15 protein-coding genes are annotated in these 15,309 nt (G+C 65.2%); 8 read left to right on the forward strand and 7 right to left on the reverse strand.

Annotated features, from left to right (window positions below; all coding sequences use genetic code 11):
* Window positions 1-39 precede the first annotated feature (39 nt).
* Window positions 40-1,344, forward strand: coding sequence for a sorbosone dehydrogenase family protein (locus tag NLM32_RS35500; RefSeq protein WP_254133348.1), 1,305 nt, complete (start codon window positions 40-42; stop codon window positions 1,342-1,344).
* Window positions 1,345-1,348: 4 nt separating this feature from the next.
* On the opposite strand, the gene NLM32_RS35505 is transcribed toward NLM32_RS35500, so the two are convergent.
* Window positions 1,349-2,173, reverse strand: a complete 825-nt coding sequence (locus NLM32_RS35505) for an aspartate dehydrogenase (protein ID WP_254133349.1) — start codon at window positions 2,171-2,173, stop codon at window positions 1,349-1,351.
* Window positions 2,174-2,210: 37 nt separating this feature from the next.
* Window positions 2,211-3,128, reverse strand: coding sequence for a LysR family transcriptional regulator (locus tag NLM32_RS35510; protein WP_254133350.1), 918 nt, complete (start codon window positions 3,126-3,128; stop codon window positions 2,211-2,213).
* Window positions 3,129-3,259: 131 nt separating this feature from the next.
* Between NLM32_RS35510 and NLM32_RS35515 the strand changes: the two genes are divergently transcribed.
* The gene (locus tag NLM32_RS35515) at window positions 3,260-4,558 is read left to right on the forward strand and encodes an MFS transporter (protein ID WP_254133351.1); all 1,299 of its coding nucleotides are present in this window, start codon (window positions 3,260-3,262) and stop codon (window positions 4,556-4,558) included.
* 21 nt (window positions 4,559-4,579) lie between these two features.
* Window positions 4,580-5,653 (forward strand): tartrate dehydrogenase, encoded by a 1,074-nt coding sequence (locus NLM32_RS35520; RefSeq protein WP_254133352.1) that lies wholly within the window; start codon window positions 4,580-4,582, stop codon window positions 5,651-5,653.
* 8 nt (window positions 5,654-5,661) lie between these two features.
* On the opposite strand, the gene NLM32_RS35525 is transcribed toward NLM32_RS35520, so the two are convergent.
* Complete coding sequence (locus tag NLM32_RS35525) at window positions 5,662-6,609, reverse strand: LysM peptidoglycan-binding domain-containing protein (RefSeq protein WP_254133353.1); 948 nt, start codon at window positions 6,607-6,609, stop codon at window positions 5,662-5,664.
* 828 nt (window positions 6,610-7,437) lie between these two features.
* Entirely contained in the window at window positions 7,438-8,301 is an 864-nt protein-coding gene (locus NLM32_RS35530) for a DUF3313 domain-containing protein (RefSeq protein WP_254133354.1), read from the reverse strand.
* Between the two features lie 171 nt (window positions 8,302-8,472).
* Between NLM32_RS35530 and NLM32_RS35535 the strand changes: the two genes are divergently transcribed.
* Both NLM32_RS35535 and NLM32_RS35540 read left to right on the forward strand, forming a co-directional pair.
* Entirely contained in the window at window positions 8,473-9,150 is a 678-nt protein-coding gene (locus NLM32_RS35535; protein ID WP_375143603.1) for a TetR/AcrR family transcriptional regulator, read from the forward strand.
* A gap of 102 nt (window positions 9,151-9,252) precedes the next feature.
* Window positions 9,253-9,645: a PRC-barrel domain-containing protein gene (locus tag NLM32_RS35540; RefSeq protein WP_254133356.1), complete on the forward strand. Its 393-nt coding sequence runs from the start codon at window positions 9,253-9,255 to the stop codon at window positions 9,643-9,645.
* A 147-nt stretch (window positions 9,646-9,792) separates the two neighbouring features.
* Here the strand turns inward: NLM32_RS35540 and NLM32_RS35545 are convergent, their stop codons facing one another.
* A complete protein-coding gene (locus NLM32_RS35545; RefSeq protein ID WP_254133357.1) occupies window positions 9,793-10,509 on the reverse strand; it encodes a hypothetical protein in 717 nt (238 codons plus the stop codon).
* Window positions 10,510-10,791: 282 nt separating this feature from the next.
* Between NLM32_RS35545 and NLM32_RS35550 the strand changes: the two genes are divergently transcribed.
* Together NLM32_RS35550 and NLM32_RS35555 are read left to right on the forward strand one after the other, a co-directional pair.
* A complete protein-coding gene (locus tag NLM32_RS35550; RefSeq protein WP_254133358.1) occupies window positions 10,792-11,715 on the forward strand; it encodes an ABC transporter ATP-binding protein in 924 nt (307 codons plus the stop codon).
* The gene (locus NLM32_RS35555; RefSeq protein WP_254133359.1) at window positions 11,712-12,473 is read left to right on the forward strand and encodes an ABC transporter permease; all 762 of its coding nucleotides are present in this window, start codon (window positions 11,712-11,714) and stop codon (window positions 12,471-12,473) included. Before NLM32_RS35550 ends, NLM32_RS35555 begins: the two co-directional genes overlap by 4 nt.
* Window positions 12,474-12,526: 53 nt before the next feature.
* On the opposite strand, the gene NLM32_RS35560 is transcribed toward NLM32_RS35555, so the two are convergent.
* The gene (locus tag NLM32_RS35560) at window positions 12,527-12,850 is read right to left on the reverse strand and encodes a hypothetical protein (protein ID WP_254133360.1); all 324 of its coding nucleotides are present in this window, start codon (window positions 12,848-12,850) and stop codon (window positions 12,527-12,529) included.
* Between the two features lie 359 nt (window positions 12,851-13,209).
* Here NLM32_RS35560 and NLM32_RS35565 point away from each other — a divergent pair, with 359 nt between their 5' ends.
* Window positions 13,210-14,004, forward strand: a complete 795-nt coding sequence (locus NLM32_RS35565; protein ID WP_254133361.1) for a L,D-transpeptidase — start codon at window positions 13,210-13,212, stop codon at window positions 14,002-14,004.
* Window positions 14,005-14,006: 2 nt separating this feature from the next.
* Here the strand turns inward: NLM32_RS35565 and NLM32_RS35570 are convergent, their stop codons facing one another.
* The gene (locus NLM32_RS35570; protein ID WP_254133362.1) at window positions 14,007-15,269 is read right to left on the reverse strand and encodes a hypothetical protein; all 1,263 of its coding nucleotides are present in this window, start codon (window positions 15,267-15,269) and stop codon (window positions 14,007-14,009) included.
* Between the last annotated feature and the right edge of the window lie 40 nt (window positions 15,270-15,309).

The raw sequence follows: 15,309 nt of genomic DNA on the forward strand, positions 1-15,309 counted from the left end.
CGTCGTTGGACAGTGCCGCAGGTTCGACAGGGGATTTTCATGACATTTTCCAGCATCTTCGCGCAGTTCGTCGCGTTCGTGGGCGGCATCGCGCTGCAATGGCGAAAGCTGTCGGGCACCACGCCAGCGCCGGCCTGGGGGCAGGCCCCGGCGATTCCCGACGCGAAGCCGCAAGGCGCGCTGCCGACACTGAAGATGCCGACCGCCCGCGGCTGGAGCGAGGGCCAGAAGCCGACGGTCGCGCCCGGTCTCAAGGTCAATGCGTTTGCCACTGGCCTCGACCATCCGCGCTGGATCGAGGTGCTGCCCAATGGCGACGTGCTGATTGCGGAAGCCACGCAGATCGCGGGTGCTCCGAGGTCGGTGTTCCACTACGCGATGCAGGCGACGATGCGGCGCGCCGCGGCACTCGGCGAGTCCGCCAACCGCATCACGCTCCTGCGCGACAAGGACGGCGACGGTGTCGCAGAACATCGCGGCGCCTTCATGGAGAACCTCAGCCAGCCGTTCGGCATGGCGCTGGTCGGCGACACCTTCTATGTCGGCAACACCGACGGCGTGATGGCCTTTCCTTACGTCGCCAATGCCGACCGCATCACCGCGTCCGGCAAGCGGCTCACCACTTTCAAGCCCGCCGGCCACTGGACGCGCAGCCTGCTCGCGAGCCCCGACGGCAAGAAGCTCTATGCCGGCGTCGGCTCGCTCAGCAACATCGCCGAGATGGGCATGGAGGTCGAGGAAGGCCGCGCCGCGGTCTACGAGCTCGATCTCGTCGCCGGCACGCACCGCATCTTCGGCGCAGGCCTGCGCAACCCGGTTGGACTCGCATGGGAGCCCAACACGAACGTGCTCTGGACCGTCGTCAACGAGCGCGACGGGCTCGGCGACGAGACGCCGCCGGATTACCTGACCTCGGTGCGTGATGGCGGCTTCTACGGCTGGCCCTATTGCTACTGGGGCAAGACGGTCGACGACCGCGTGCCGCAGGATCCCGCGATGGTCGCCAAGGCGCTGCAACCCGACTACGCGCTCGGTGGCCACACCGCTTCGCTCGGCCTGTGCTGGATGCCATCAGGCACCCTGCCGGGCTTCCCCGACGGCATGGTGATCGGCCAGCACGGCTCGTGGAATCGCAGCACGCTGTCCGGCTACAAGCTGGTGTTCATCCCGTTCGAGAACGGCAAGCCGTCCGGCCCCGGCCGCGACATCCTGTCGGGCTTCCTGTCCCCGGACGAGAAGGAATCCTACGGCCGCCCGGTTGGCGTCGTGATCGGCCCCGACAAGAAGTCGCTGCTGATGGCCGACGACGTCGGCAACGTGATCTGGCGCGTGACCGGAGCGTAAGAGTCTACGTTCCGACACACAGCGTGGCGCGCTGCTTCTTCAGCAGCGCGATCACGGACAGCGCGGTGATCATCCCGGTCTTGGGATTTTCGGACGGGATGTTCTCGATGCCCATCGAGAACCGCGCCGAATCCGCCTCGACCTCGATGCGATGAACGTTGCGCGTCACGGTGGGGTCGGCCCAAACCTGCATCTGGGTGCGATCCGGCCCGATGCCCGCCAGCGACAGCGCAACGGCGACATTGACGTTCGCCGGAAAGCCCTTCGCCGCGTCGCGCGCGCTGCCTTCGAACAGCTTGAGCGGCTCGCGCAGATTGTCGATGTCGATGTTGTTCTGAACGATGAACGGTGCGCCCTTCAGCCCGTCGACCGGCTTGCGCGTGACCATCTTCACCGAATGAATGGTGCCGACCGCAGCCGCGTTGACCGCGTCGAGCCCGATCAGCGCGCCGGTCGGGACGAGGATGCGACCGCCATTGGCGCGGGCGAGATCGATCAGATCATAATTGTCGAGCAATCCGCCGACGCTGACCACGACCGCGGACCTGCCGCGCTTCACCGTCGGCTCGACGATCGCACGCAACTGGCTGCTCGGCGCGCACTCGACCACGATATCGGCGGCCTCGCCGAGCTGGTCGATCGGCAGGATTTGCGGCTGATGGCGCAGGCCGTTCAGAAATGCCTGATGCTTGGCGGGATCGCGCACGGCCACGGCTGACAGCGTCAGTCCCTCGATGCCCTGATCGAGCGCGGTCGCGATCTTGGTACCGATCGAGCCCAGGCCCGCGATGGCCACCCGCAATTCGTTGGAAGCTTTCTGTCCGCTCATCGCATCACACCCTATGTCCAAACCCACTCTTAGCCGCTCACGCCTCCCGCGCATAGCTGCGCAGGCGCGCCTCCAGCACCGCCAACATGGCATCGCGGGCCGGATCACGTGAGCCGCGCAACCAGGCCGCGGCCAGCGGCAGCCGCCCGACGGGGCCGCTCTGCTTCGGCCGGAGCGGCACGAAGCGCACGCCTGTCACCGCCATCCGCGTGGTCCAGCGCGGTACGATCGCGACGCCGAGCTTCGTTGCCACCAGATGGATGATGGTCTGCTTCTCGTCGGCGACCTGCACGATGCGCGGCGTCAAGCCGGCCTGCTCGAACAGTTTTACCGTGAGATCGTGGCTATGTGGTCGCGAGCGGCGGTCGGGGACGAGCATGGCTTCGTCGGCGATGTCGGCCAGTGTGATCGACTTGCGCCCGGCGAGCGCGTGGCGCTGCGGAAACGCGACGATCGCGGTTTCCTGAAGCAGAGGCCGAAACTCGAGCCGCTTGTCCGCCCGATCGGGCGGCCGGACGAAGGCGAGATCGAGCGCGCCGGTCAGGATCCTGGGCAACAGCCGGACGGTCTTGTCCTCCAGAAGCTGCACCGCGACCTCCGGATGTTTTGTCCGGAAATCGCGCAGCAGCGGCGGCAGCAACCCGGCCGCAGCGCTGTCGATGGCGCCGACCCGCAGCCGCCGCGCAGCGCCCGCACGCGAGCGGTTGCGCAGATTGCTCTCCACGGCCTCGACCCGGGCAAGGATGGCGCGGGCGTCGCGCAGCAGCGTCGTGCCGTCCTCGGTGAGCGAGACCGCGCGGGTCGTGCGCGCGAACAGCCGCGTTCCCAGATCCTCTTCCAAAAGCCTGATCTGGCGCCCGAGCGCCGACGGCAGCATCTGGAGATGCTGCGCGGCGCGGCCGAAATGCAGCTGCTCGGCCGCCGCCACGAAGCATCGCAACTGATGCAATTCCATTCCGGATCCTCTCGTCTCGCCGTCGGAGGATTATATCATTTTTTTGTATAAACCAGTGCCAATTGAGTCCGCCAGCCGCTCCCGCCTAGGCTCGCTGCCACACAACAAGCCGGAACCGTGGGGAGGCCAGAGTGGCGAGCGAGATTCAGACGCGCGTGCTGCGCAAGATCACCTGGCGCATCGTTCCCTTCATCATGCTGCTCTACTTCGTGGCCTTCATCGACCGCGTCAATATCGGCTTTGCTTCGCTGACGATGAACAAGGACATCGGCCTGTCGCCGACCGTCTACGGTTTTGGCGCCGGCATCTTCTTCTGGGGCTATTTCCTGTTCGAGGTGCCCTCCAACATCATCCTGCACAAGGTCGGCGCGCGGATCTGGATCGCGCGGGTGATGATCACCTGGGGCATGGTCTCGGCGGCGATGGCGTTCGTGCAAGGCGCGACCAGCTTCTACATCCTGCGCTTCCTGCTCGGCGTCGCGGAAGCCGGCTTCTTTCCCGGCATCATCCTCTATCTCTCCTACTGGTTCCCGGCACGCCAGCGCGCCGCGGTGACCGCATTGTTCATGGCGGCGGCACCACTCTCGACCGTGCTGGGTTCGCCGGTGTCCGGTGCACTGCTGGAGATGGACGGCCTGCTCGGCTTCAAGGGCTGGCAATGGCTGTTCGTGCTGGAGGCGCTGCCGGCCGTGCTGCTCGGCTTCGTCGTGCTGGCCTTCCTGACCGATCGCCCGGAGAAAGCAAAATGGCTCGCCGATGACGAGCGCCGCTGGCTGGTCGAGACCATGAACGAGGAGACCACCAGCAAGGCCGCGACCGCGAGCCACAGCATCTGGCGCGGGCTGGCGGATCCGCGCGTGCTGGCGCTGTCGCTGATCTATTTCGGCACCTCGGCCGGCCTCTACACGCTCGGCGTCTGGGCGCCGCAGATCATCAAGCAGTTCGGCCTGTCCTCGCTCCAGGTCGGCTTCCTCAACGCGCTGCCGGCCACGGCCGCGGTCGTCGCCATGGTGCTGTGGGCGCGGCATTCGGACCGCACCGGCGAGCGCACCTGGCACGTCGTGCTCGCCTGCCTGATCGCCGCCGTGGGCCTCGCCTATGCCGGCCTTGCGTCCGGCGTCGTCGCGGTGCTCCTCGCGCTGACGCTCGTCAATATCGGCATCTCCTCGGCAAAGCCGCCGCTCTGGAGCATGCCGACGCTGTTCCTCTCCGGCCCCGCGGCCGCGGCGGGCATTGCCACCATCAACTCGATCGGCAATCTCGGCGGCTTCGTCGGTCCGGCCATGATCGGCTGGATCAAGGACCAGACCGGCAGTTTTGTCGGCGGTCTGTACTTCGTCAGTGGCCTGCTCGTTCTCTCGGCGGTGCTGACCCTGCTATTGTCGCGCGCGCAGACCGCGCCCGTCGAACCCGTCCCGCAATCCCACTGACACCCCAAACGGAGCACATCCATGCGCACCCATTCGATCGCAGCCATTCCCGCCGACGGCATCGGCCCCGAGGTGATCTCGGCCGGAATCCGCGTGCTGGAGGCGCTCGCAAAACGCAGCGGCGACCTTACCTTCAACGTCAAGACCTTCGACTGGGGCTCGGACTATTACAAGAAGCGCGGCGTGATGATGCCGGCCGATGGTCTCAACGAGTTGAAGACGTTCGACGCGATCTATTTCGGCGCGGTCGGCGCGCCCGACGTGCCCGACCACATCACGCTGTGGGGCCTGCGCCTGCCGATCTGCCAGGGCTTTGACCAGTACGCCAATGTGCGGCCGACCAAGATCCTGCCCGGTGTCGCCTCGCCGCTGCGCAATGTCGGCGTCGGCGATCTCGACTGGGTGATCGTGCGCGAGAATTCGGAAGGCGAATATGCCGGAATGGGCGGCCGCGCGCATAAGGGCCTCCCCGAGGAGGTCGGCACCGAAGTGGCCGTCTTCACCCGCGTCGGTGTGACCCGGATCATGCGCTACGCGTTCCAGCTCGCGCAATCGCGTCCGCGCAAATTCCTGACTGTGGTGACCAAGTCGAACGCGCAGCGCCACGGCATGGTGATGTGGGACGAGATCGCCGCTGAAGTTGCGACCGAATTCCCCGACGTCACCTGGGACAAGATGCTGGTCGACGCCATGACCGTGCGCATGACGCTGCATCCGAAGAGCCTCGACACCATCGTGGCGACCAACCTCCACGCCGACATTCTCTCGGACCTCGCCGGCGCGCTTGCCGGCAGCCTCGGCGTGGCTCCGACCGGCAACATCGATCCGCAGCGCCGCTTCCCCTCGATGTTCGAACCGATCCACGGCTCGGCCTTCGACATCACCGGCAAGGGCATCGCCAACCCGGTCGCGACATTCTGGACCGGCGCACAGATGCTCGAGCATCTCGGCGAGAAGGATGCCGCCGCGCGCCTGATGAAGGCTGTCGAGCAGGTCTGCGCCGCAGGCGTGCTGACGCCCGATGTCGGCGGCAAGGCGACCACGAAGGAAGTGACGGATGCCGTGATCGACGCGATCCACGGCTCGAACGTCTAGCGGAAAAGCTACTTCCGCCGTGAAGGTGCCGCCGCCGGCGGCACCACCATTGCGGCCGCGGCGTCCGGCGGCGTCAGATGCCGCGGGACGATGATGGATTGGCCCGGAGTGAGCGTTGCGTTCTCCGGCAGTGAGTTGCTCTGCGCGAGCGACCACAGCGGCACGCGGTTGGCGGCGGCGATGCTCTCCATGGTGTCGCCGCGACGCACCGGCAAACGCACGCCGCTGTCCCACAACTCGACCAGCGAGTCGCCCGGCACGAGATAGCGCAACGGTACCGAATCGGCCTCGGTCTGCGCCGCCTGGATCCGCGGCAACTGCGTCACCATCTCGACGATCTGGCGGTGAATGTCGTCCGACTTCTCGATGTTGATGTGCGAGACGCGGCTGTTCTGCTTCAGGTCATAGCTCGCATAATGGCCGCGGAAGCCCGGCACCGCGACCACATTGCCGCCGCCGAGCACACTGTCGGAGAGGAAGATGTTGATGAAGCGCTCGACATTGAGCGGCACGTCATCGGTCGCATGGGCGGGATCGATGGTGATGACGAGGCTGATCGGGATGTTCTCCTTGGCCGCCATCTCGGAGATGAGTACCGAGCACAGGCCGCCCATGGAGTGGCCCATCAGCACGATCGGCGCCGGGCTCTCCTTGTAGCTGGCGATGGCACGATTGCCGATCAGCCGGCACAGAGTGAACTCGTAGACGTCGGCCGAGAAGCCGGCTGCCGTGAGCTTCTCGCTGAGCCGGTCCATGCCGGTCGAGAAGATCGGCCCCATGGCGCCGCGGAACAGGTAGATCTTCGGCGGCGGCAGCGGCTCAGCCGGCGGCGGTGGCGGCGCGACAGTCGGGGCCGCAGCCGGCTTCGACTTGGCGGGCGAGGCTGTGGCCAGACAAGGGTTCAAGGCGAGCAGCGCACAAGCTGCCAGCACCACAAGTCGCCTTGGATCAATCATCAAGTCCTGCAGTCCCACAACGGAAGGCACAGGCCTCCCCCGCGGCGCTTAGTGACCCCAGATTGGGCGGTTTTTGGGGCACGGAACCGTGGCCACGGCCTGCCAGCAAGGGCCCTCACTCCGACCATATCAACATCCCGGCCTCACCTGAACGGAGCCAATGGCTCGGCTTCGCACGCCTCGGACAATACCGAACTCTGGATTCCCTTGTACTCGTCATTGTCGAAGAAAACCGAATAAGAAGGCCGTCCGCCCGCCGATGGGCCTGTCTGCCTCAGGCACACGAAATACGATCCGGGCCCGTGGTCGCTGTCGCGAACGGCCGATGTCTCGAGGCCTCCGCTCAACTTGGCCTCCGCGGCAGCTTTCCTCACGCCGTCCTGCACCGCCTTGGCGCCCGGCGCACGCGACGGATGATAGGCCGGAGGCAGATTCGCGCTCGACGCGCATCCCGCCAGCAGCAGCGCCAGGACAGCGGCCGGCGCACGCGGAGATGCGCGGTGCCGCGTTCGATACTTGCGTGTCATCCCTGGGTCAGGAAGAGATAGAGGCAGCCTGCGACCGTCGGCAGGAACGCAACCAGGGCCGTCATCCAGAAGCCGGGTTCGAGGATCGCGTTCAGATCGTCCGTCTCGCTCGTTGCGCGCCGATCCGCGTTGGTTCTGCTCCACGCTTCATCGGCGGTAAACAGGGGAACGCTCCTCGCCTGCGTTGCACTTTGGCGCAAAGCGCGTTGGGGCGGGCGATGTATTCCAGGTGTCGGCATGTCGTTGACTCGGATCGGTTACAAACAGGTTGAGGTTGGAGGTCGCAAAGAGCGCAGCCACGTCATTGCGTGAGCGTCTGCTCCGGAGACGCCTCGTGCGCGGATGGTGCGGCGGGACTGCTGGCCGGACTTTCCTTGGCGCCTGAATCCGTCCAGCCTGGCGGCAGCCCCAACCCCTGCCCCGCAAGGCCCGTTACGCCTGGAAACCGTCCGAACGCTTCGCACGCGACGTATTTGGGCGCACCGCCGAGTCGCACGCGAATACTGTCCATGGCAGGCAGCGCAGGGACGCCGCCGAACGGAGATTCTCCGGTCGCGACCAGCTTGGCGAAGTCGGCGCCGAAATCGGCGGCGAGATCATATGCATCGCCCTCGTTCGCGACCCGCGGCGAGTTCGTGATGGAATTGGCACCACGCGCCCAGACCATGGCGGCCTTCTCGAATCCTGCAAAGTCGTGCGCTTCCGCCTCGACGGACAGGCTGCCGAGCCCGACCGGAAGCCGCGGCACCGGCACAGGCACGCCGGGAAGCGCGACGGTCTTGGCGATCGCCAGGGCTTTCGATGCGCCCGCGGCAGTCGGATTGGTCGGCGCGGCATGCGTCACCGTCGCCTGCACCGTCAGGTCCGCATCGTCATCGGCGGCCACGATGCGGAAGCGCTCACTCAGGCGCAGACACAGCTCGCGGCTGATCGCGTTTGCGACGAGGCGGCGTTCTTTTTCGTTCAAGGGGACATCGGCGCGCGCCTGGAAGACGGTCGATGCGATCCGGATCGTCTTGGCCGCCAGCACGTCCTTCTTGTTCACGCGGATCTTCGACCGCGTCACCAATCCGTTGGCGTCCGACATCCGGTCGTAGCTCCTGAGCGAGCCGGCCTGCTCGAGCGGCGCGGTCGCGCAGCCCCCGAGAGCCAGCGCGACACTCATCAGGGCCGTCCGTGGCAAGCGCATGGTCCCGTTCCCGCATCGGCGGATTATTAGATAGATCGCTCTAATATTCACTCTCACGCCCCTCGCCACCCGTCAACATAAATAGATGGAACTCTCTAATTTTGATTTTCTCGTGGCAAATCCTCGTGGTAAACGGGGCGAGTGTGAATGGAGATGTCTGGTTTGAGGAAAGTCGATCCCGTCAAGCATGAACTGAAGCGCCAGGAGATCCTCGGCGCGGCGATCCGCTGCTTCATCAGGGACGGCTTCCGCGGCGCCAGCACGACGGACATCTGCACCGAGGCGCGCATCAGTCCCGGCCACCTCTACCACTACTTTCCGAGCAAGGAGGCGATCATCGAAGCGATGATCGATATGGGTCTTGCGCATGCGGCGGAGCGGTTCGAAGGGATTCTCGCGGCCGACGACGTGATCGACGCGCTGCTCGCCGATATCGAGGACAACAGCCTGCGCTTTCGTCCCGCCCAGGCCCTCAATCTGGATGGCCTCGCCGAGGCCGCCCGCAATCCGGATTTCGCAAAGATCATCGAGCGGCACACCGCAGCCGTCCGCCGCATGTGGAGTGATTTCCTGCGCCACGCGCAACAGCAGGGACGGGTGGATCCAGGACTCGATCCGGATGCGACGGCGAACATCCTGATCGCCCTCATCGACGGATCCCGCGCGCTGCCGATCCGCAACCCGAAGCTCGACATCAAGCAGAGCGCGGCGCATCTAAGGACGATGATCGCCCGCTTCCTGAAGCCGCCCGAAGCGCAGGGCATCGCGAGCAAGCCGCGCGGTCAAAAGACCAGCGGTCCGCTCAAGCTGGTCAGGAAGCGATAAGCGAGTTCGCCGGCAACCAGCGACCTCTCGCCCTCGCGTCTGTAGGAACCTTTGCCGCTCCCTCCTGTTGCCACCGCGATCAACTGGTTGAGGAGGACCAAGATGAAGAAGCTCGCTATGGCATGTGCATTTGCAGTTGTTGCTGCGACTGCCGCTAATGCCGCGACGACCACCGTGAAGTCGGCGCCGACGGAAAGCTGGACGGTGACCAACTACTACAAGCAGGCCGTCTACGATCCCAAGGAAAGCAAGATCGGCGACGTCGACGACGTGCTCGTCGACAAGTCCGGCAAGATCACCGGGCTCGTGCTCGGCGTCGGCGGATTCCTGGGTGCCGGCGAAAAGGACGTCATCGTGCCCTTCAGCGCCATCAAGACCGCCAAGAAGAACGACAAATGGTGGCTCACCATCGACGAGACGAAGGACACGCTCAAGGAAGCGCCGGGCTTCAAATACGACAAGGCGAGCACCACCTGGGTGCCCGAGAAGAAGTAATTCGCCGCGATCGACGCCTGGACAGGGCCCGCTGCACCTGCAGCGGGCCCTTTTCACATTCCGACGGCGTGGCGGCCAAGACAATGCCGCCGTCGACAATCAAGTCGACGGCGGCATGATGAAGTCAGCCGTTGCGGGCGAAAGTCTTCAGTTTCTCGCCGGAGCCGTTGCCGCCGCCGAATGCGCGGCCCGCGGCGCGCCGGGTTGGGCGACCGGGCCAGCCGGACCGCGCGAGCGGGCGATCGCGGCGTCGATCTCGGCGATGACGCGGCGCTGGATTGCATCGTTCTTGTCGATGGTGATGTGGCCGACGCCGCTGCCGCGCACGTCGACATTGTCGAGCTTGCCGCGAAGGCCCGCGTCGGCCCGCACCGGCTCGCCAGGACCATCGCCGATATAGATGTTGATGTAGCGCTCGGCGCCGGTCGACAGCTTGGTCTTGAACACGGAGTCGAGCCCGATCGCGAGCTTCACCGGCACACCGAGACGGTTGAGCTTGGCGATCATGTCGGGCAGCGCGGTGGCGCCCGAGGAGTGCCCGACCAGGACGATGGTCTTGAGGCGGCCGGCCTTGTATTCGGTCGCGGCTTCATCGGCGAGCGAGGACCAGGACACGAAGTTCGCGACGGTCACCGGAATGCCCTGCGCCTGCAGCCGTGCGCCGATCGTATCGAGCCCGAGCGAGAAGATGTTGAGCACGCCGCGGAGCAGATAGACATGCGTCGTCGCCGCAGCCTGGCTCGGCGCGGCCCTGGCGGTGGTCGGGCTCATGGCAACAGCTGACAGCAGCAGCAGGCAGGTCGCCCACATGCGGAGAGTGGACAACTGGCTGGCGCCGGCGGTGTGACGGCCGTTCGGTCTCATCGATCTTTTCCCTGGGGACATACGCTTCGCGATTGGCCGGAATCGTAGCCACGGCCTGCTCGCAGACGCAACAAAGAGCCGCGTGAATGGTGATCTTAGCCGCAATCCGTGACCATCGCGCAACACCTGCCCGAAACCTGCCACTTAAGGGCCTGTTTTGAGACCATTTTTCTCCAGGCAATTGCGGCCGGGCAAGGCCATTCCTATTTCGGGGGTCCGCCGGTCTTCCGCCCGCCAGGGTGCGGGTTCCGGCGCATCCCTCCCCACCCCCGACCGGCCCTCATGTCCTCCATCATTTCCGTCGCCAACCTGTCGAAGACCTATGGGTCCGGCTTCAAGGCGCTCAAGAACGTCAATCTCGACATCAAACGCGGCGAGATCTTTGCGCTGCTCGGCCCCAACGGCGCCGGCAAGACCACGCTGATTTCCATTATTTGCGGCATCGCCAACCCCAGCGAGGGCAAGATCAGCGTCGGCGGCGAGGACATCCAGACCTCCTACCGCAAGGCGCGATCGATGATCGGCCTGGTGCCGCAGGAGCTGCACACCGATTCCTTCGAGAGCGTGTGGGCAACGGTGAGCTTCTCCCGCGGCCTGTTCGGCAAGCCGAAGAACCCGGCCCTGGTCGAGAAGATCCTCAAGGATCTGTCGCTCTGGGACAAGAAGGACAACAAGATCATCACGCTCTCCGGCGGCATGAAGCGCCGCGTGATGATCGCGAAAGCGCTGTCGCACGAGCCGCAGATCCTGTTTCTGGACGAGCCGACCGCCGGCGTCGACGTCGAGCTGCGCAAGGGCATGTGGGAGGTGGTCCGCACGCTGCAGCAGTCCGGCGTCACCATCATCCTCACCACGCATTACATCGAGGAAGCCGAGGAGATGGCCGACCGCATCGGCGTGATCAACAAGGGCGAGATCGTGCTGGTCGAGGACAAGGCCACCTTGATGCAGAAGCTCGGCAAGAAACGGCTGACGCTGCATCTGCAGAACAAGATCGCCGCGCTGCCGGAGAGCCTCGCCCATTACGAGCTCGACCTCTGCGACAGCGGCGCGACGCTGGTCTACGATTACGACACCAAGGGCGAGCGCACCGGCATCACCAGCCTGCTCAGCGACCTTCGTACCGCCGGCATCCGTTTCAACGATCTCGACACGACCCAATCGTCGCTCGAGGACATCTTCGTCGACCTCGTGAGGGCGTCATGAATTACCGCGCCGTTCGCGCCATCTATCTGTTCGAAATGGCGCGCACCTGGCGAACGCTGTTTCAAAGCATCGTCTCGCCCGTCGTTTCGACCTCGCTCTATTTCGTGGTGTTTGGCGCTGCGATCGGCTCGCGCATCAGCGATGTCGAGGGCGTCAGCTACGGCACCTTCATCGTGCCGGGCCTGATCATGCTCTCGGTGCTGACACAGAGCATCAGCAACGCCTCGTTCGGCATCTACTTCCCGAAATTCGTCGGCACGATCTACGAGATCCTGTCGGCGCCGATCTCCTATTTCGAGATCGTGCTCGGCTATGTCGGCGCCGCCGCGACCAAGTCGATCATCCTCGGCCTGATCATTCTCGCCACCGCCGGGCTGTTCGTGCCGCTGCACATCCATCACCCGATCTGGATGCTGACCTTCCTGGTGCTGACGGCGGTGGCCTTCAGCCTGTTCGGCTTCATTATCGGCATCTGGGCCGACGGCTTCGAAAAGCTCCAGATGATCCCGATGCTGGTGGTGACGCCGCTGACCTTCCTGGGCGGAAGCTTCTACTCCGTCAACATGCTGCCGCCGACGTGGCACACGGTGGCGCTGCTCAATCCGGTGGTCTATCTGATCTCCGGCTTCCGCTGGAGCTTCTACGAGATCGCCGATGTCAGCGTCGCCGTCAGCTTCAGCATGACGCTGGCGTTCCTGGCGATCTGCCTCGCCGTGATCTGGTGGATCTTCCGGACCGGTTATCGGCTGAAGAACTGACTGTCATTCCGGTGCGCGACGAAGTCGCGAGCCCGGAATGACGGGCGGTGGACTTACCGATAACAGCGGAAGTGGTGATAGCCGTCGTAGTAGCCGCGGCAATGGCGGTGGCCGTGGTAGGGAATGCCCAGAATACCATCGACGGCGCCCACAGCGCCGCCGACACCGGCACCGACGACACCTCCGACCGCACCGCCCACGGGACCGGCAATCCGGTTGCCTTCATAGGAGCCTTCCTGGGCGCCACGCACGATGCCCTGGGCGTGGCCGGCTTGCGGCGCGCAAGCCAGCGCAAGAAGGACAGCGGCGCCCGCGAAAAACAGGCGAACGGGTAGACCCGCCGGCAACTGCGCGGCGGCGATACGAGCTTTGTTCATCTTGAGTCCCCGGGAGTAGACGGCGGCGACAGCCGCCAATTGGTAGGCCGTGTTCAACGCCCGAAGCGGCCAAATGGTTGCGTCTTTGTGACGAATTGTCGGCGTTGTGAACGCAGCTCCCGCTCGCGAAAATGTCAGCATCGTCAGAGCCGGCGCGGCACAAAGCGGCCTTGCTTACGCCCGGCATCACGTTAACGATGGGTGAGCAGCCCGCTGGAACGAAAGCCGGATTGCAGGCATAGTGCGAGCCGGGGACGGAGAGCCGCGGTGTTATTGTTTGAGCATGATCTTTTCGGAAAACCGCTACACACTTTTCCGGATCATGCTCTAGCGCGAACAGGCCGGAGGCCAGATTTCAGATGCGTTCCTTTTTCGTTGCGTTCACGTCCCTGATGCTTTTGAGCGCGGGCACCGCGCAGGCCAAGGTCGACATTACCGTCGACAAGAACAATCAGCAGATGACCGTCGTGGTCGACGGCGTCACCCGCTACCACTGGCCGGTGTCGACCGGCATCCCCTCGCGCGAGACGCCGGCCGGCTCGTTCCGTGCCTTCCGCATGGAAGAGGATCACTATTCCAAGGAATTCGACGACGCGCCGATGCCGCACTCGATCTTCTTCACCAAGGTCGGGCATGCCATTCACGGCACCGACTCGGTCGGACGATTGGGTACGCCCGCCTCGCATGGCTGCGTGCGGCTGTCGCGCCAGAACGCCTCGACCCTCTACGCGCTGGTGCAGGAGCAGGGCGTGCTCAACACCACGGTGACGCTGACGGGCTCGGCGCAGGTGGCGCTGGCCCGCAACCCGCGCGGCCGGACCAACAATGCGGTGGCCCGCGCCGAGCAGCCGGCTGAGGAGCAGTATGCGACGACAGGCGATCCCGTGAATCTGGCGCCGCCGATGCAGCCCCCTCGCCGCTACATGCCGCAGGACGACAACTACATCTATCCCGCCGACGGCAGCGACACCGGCGCTCGTTACCCGGCGCCGCGTCCGATTGCCCGCCCTCCTGGCGCGCAGGTCTACCAGCAGCTGCCGCAACCGCAGCCGAGCTACGGCTCCGATCCGGTGCAGGCCCATCAGGGTTACTACTATCAGCAGCAACAGCCGCGCCAGTATTATCAGCCGCGCAATTATTATTATCAAAACTGAGGTTATCTGAACGCGGCGTCGCCGCGTTCGACAATCTTCCGCGCAGCATCGACGAAGGCGCGGGCAACCGGCTCGAGGATCTCGGGCCCGGTTGCCGTGAGATCGTCTGCCGGCGTGTGGAAGGTCTGATGGCGACCGGCCATGCCGAGGAAATTGGCGTAGCCCGCCGCATGCACGTCGCGCAGCTCGCCGACCGCCTGCTTCTCCGTCACCAGACGTTTTGCCGCGACCGCGGCGAAGACCTCATCGGTCAGCGCGACGGCTGACTTGCTCAGCACGAGATAGCGCTCCTCCTCGGGCCGGCTGATCCGCGCGCCTTCCGCAAAGGCGTAGCACGCGTTCGACGAGCCGAAGTGGATCCAGGCCAGCGTGTCCTTTGGCGCGGGCGCGCCGTCTTTCAGAAACAACTCCATCCCGCCATGGCCGATCTCGTGGCCGGCGGTCGCAATGAAGACGAAATGCGCCGGCCATTTCTCCGCAGCCGCCGTGCGCGCCAGCGCGAGAAAATTGGCGATGCCGGGACCACGTTCGCAGACGCAGCTGTACCAGCCGGTCATCGGCGTGGAGACGACGATGGTCGGTCCGCGGCCAATGCCGATCTCGGCGATGACGTTGCGGCCGGAGACGTTGTGATCGTAGTGCCCGGCAAGGTCGAATGTGACCGGAGCGCCTGACGCGAGCGCACGCTCGAACGGATCGCGGGCCTTGGCGCCGACCACCATCACCGGTACCGGCCAGGGTGCGTCCTCCTGCGTGACGTTGTAGGCGAAACGGTCGTCCGCGGGATTGCCGATCGTCAGCAGGATGGCGGCGGGTTTCCTCGCCGTGGCCTCAGCGATCGCCGCGCGATGCGCGGGACCGAGATAGGCTCCGCGATCGAATGGCAGATCGACCCAGAGAATCTTGCCGGCAACGTCGCCCTCTCGGGCGAGCGGCGCGGAGAGATGAAAGCTGGCCTTATCCTCGGGCGGCCACCAGAACGGCGTTACCTCGACGCGCGTGCCGGCCGCTTCCGCACTCGCGCGCTCCACGACGTATTGCCGGCCAAGCACGACGGGTTGGAACTTGATGGCGAAGCCGGCCTCGGACAGCTCGCCCGCGACCCAGTCAGCGGTCGCGCGATCGCCGGGCGAGCCGAAGCGGTGCAGGCCGAACGAGGCGTAGCGCGCGACATCGGCATACAGGCTCGCGCCCGATAACACGTCCTTGGCGGCTGCCTGTCCAACCATCAGAGCCGCCATCGTTGCCATGAGGATGAGCCGCATGTGAATCGCTCCCGGTCTTTTTGCAAACCAGTTTCGCCTC

The organism is Bradyrhizobium sp. CCGUVB14 (assembly GCF_024199935.1).
GTDB lineage: Bacteria > Pseudomonadota > Alphaproteobacteria > Rhizobiales > Xanthobacteraceae > Bradyrhizobium.

Coding starts and splice junctions, on each gene's coding strand:
- NLM32_RS35500 (WP_254133348.1), top strand. CDS start 40: ATGACATTTTCCAGCATCTTCGCGCAGTTCGTCGCGTTCGTGGGCGGC.
- NLM32_RS35505 (WP_254133349.1), bottom strand. CDS start 2,173: ATGAGCGGACAGAAAGCTTCCAACGAATTGCGGGTGGCCATCGCGGGC.
- NLM32_RS35510 (WP_254133350.1), bottom strand. CDS start 3,128: ATGGAATTGCATCAGTTGCGATGCTTCGTGGCGGCGGCCGAGCAGCTG.
- NLM32_RS35520 (WP_254133352.1), top strand. CDS start 4,580: ATGCGCACCCATTCGATCGCAGCCATTCCCGCCGACGGCATCGGCCCC.
- NLM32_RS35525 (WP_254133353.1), bottom strand. CDS start 6,609: ATGATTGATCCAAGGCGACTTGTGGTGCTGGCAGCTTGTGCGCTGCTC.
- NLM32_RS35530 (WP_254133354.1), bottom strand. CDS start 8,301: ATGAGTGTCGCGCTGGCTCTCGGGGGCTGCGCGACCGCGCCGCTCGAG.
- NLM32_RS35535 (WP_375143603.1), top strand. CDS start 8,473: ATGGAGATGTCTGGTTTGAGGAAAGTCGATCCCGTCAAGCATGAACTG.
- NLM32_RS35540 (WP_254133356.1), top strand. CDS start 9,253: ATGAAGAAGCTCGCTATGGCATGTGCATTTGCAGTTGTTGCTGCGACT.
- NLM32_RS35545 (WP_254133357.1), bottom strand. CDS start 10,509: ATGAGACCGAACGGCCGTCACACCGCCGGCGCCAGCCAGTTGTCCACT.
- NLM32_RS35550 (WP_254133358.1), top strand. CDS start 10,792: ATGTCCTCCATCATTTCCGTCGCCAACCTGTCGAAGACCTATGGGTCC.
- NLM32_RS35555 (WP_254133359.1), top strand. CDS start 11,712: ATGAATTACCGCGCCGTTCGCGCCATCTATCTGTTCGAAATGGCGCGC.
- NLM32_RS35560 (WP_254133360.1), bottom strand. CDS start 12,850: ATGAACAAAGCTCGTATCGCCGCCGCGCAGTTGCCGGCGGGTCTACCC.
- NLM32_RS35565 (WP_254133361.1), top strand. CDS start 13,210: ATGCGTTCCTTTTTCGTTGCGTTCACGTCCCTGATGCTTTTGAGCGCG.
- NLM32_RS35570 (WP_254133362.1), bottom strand. CDS start 15,269: ATGCGGCTCATCCTCATGGCAACGATGGCGGCTCTGATGGTTGGACAG.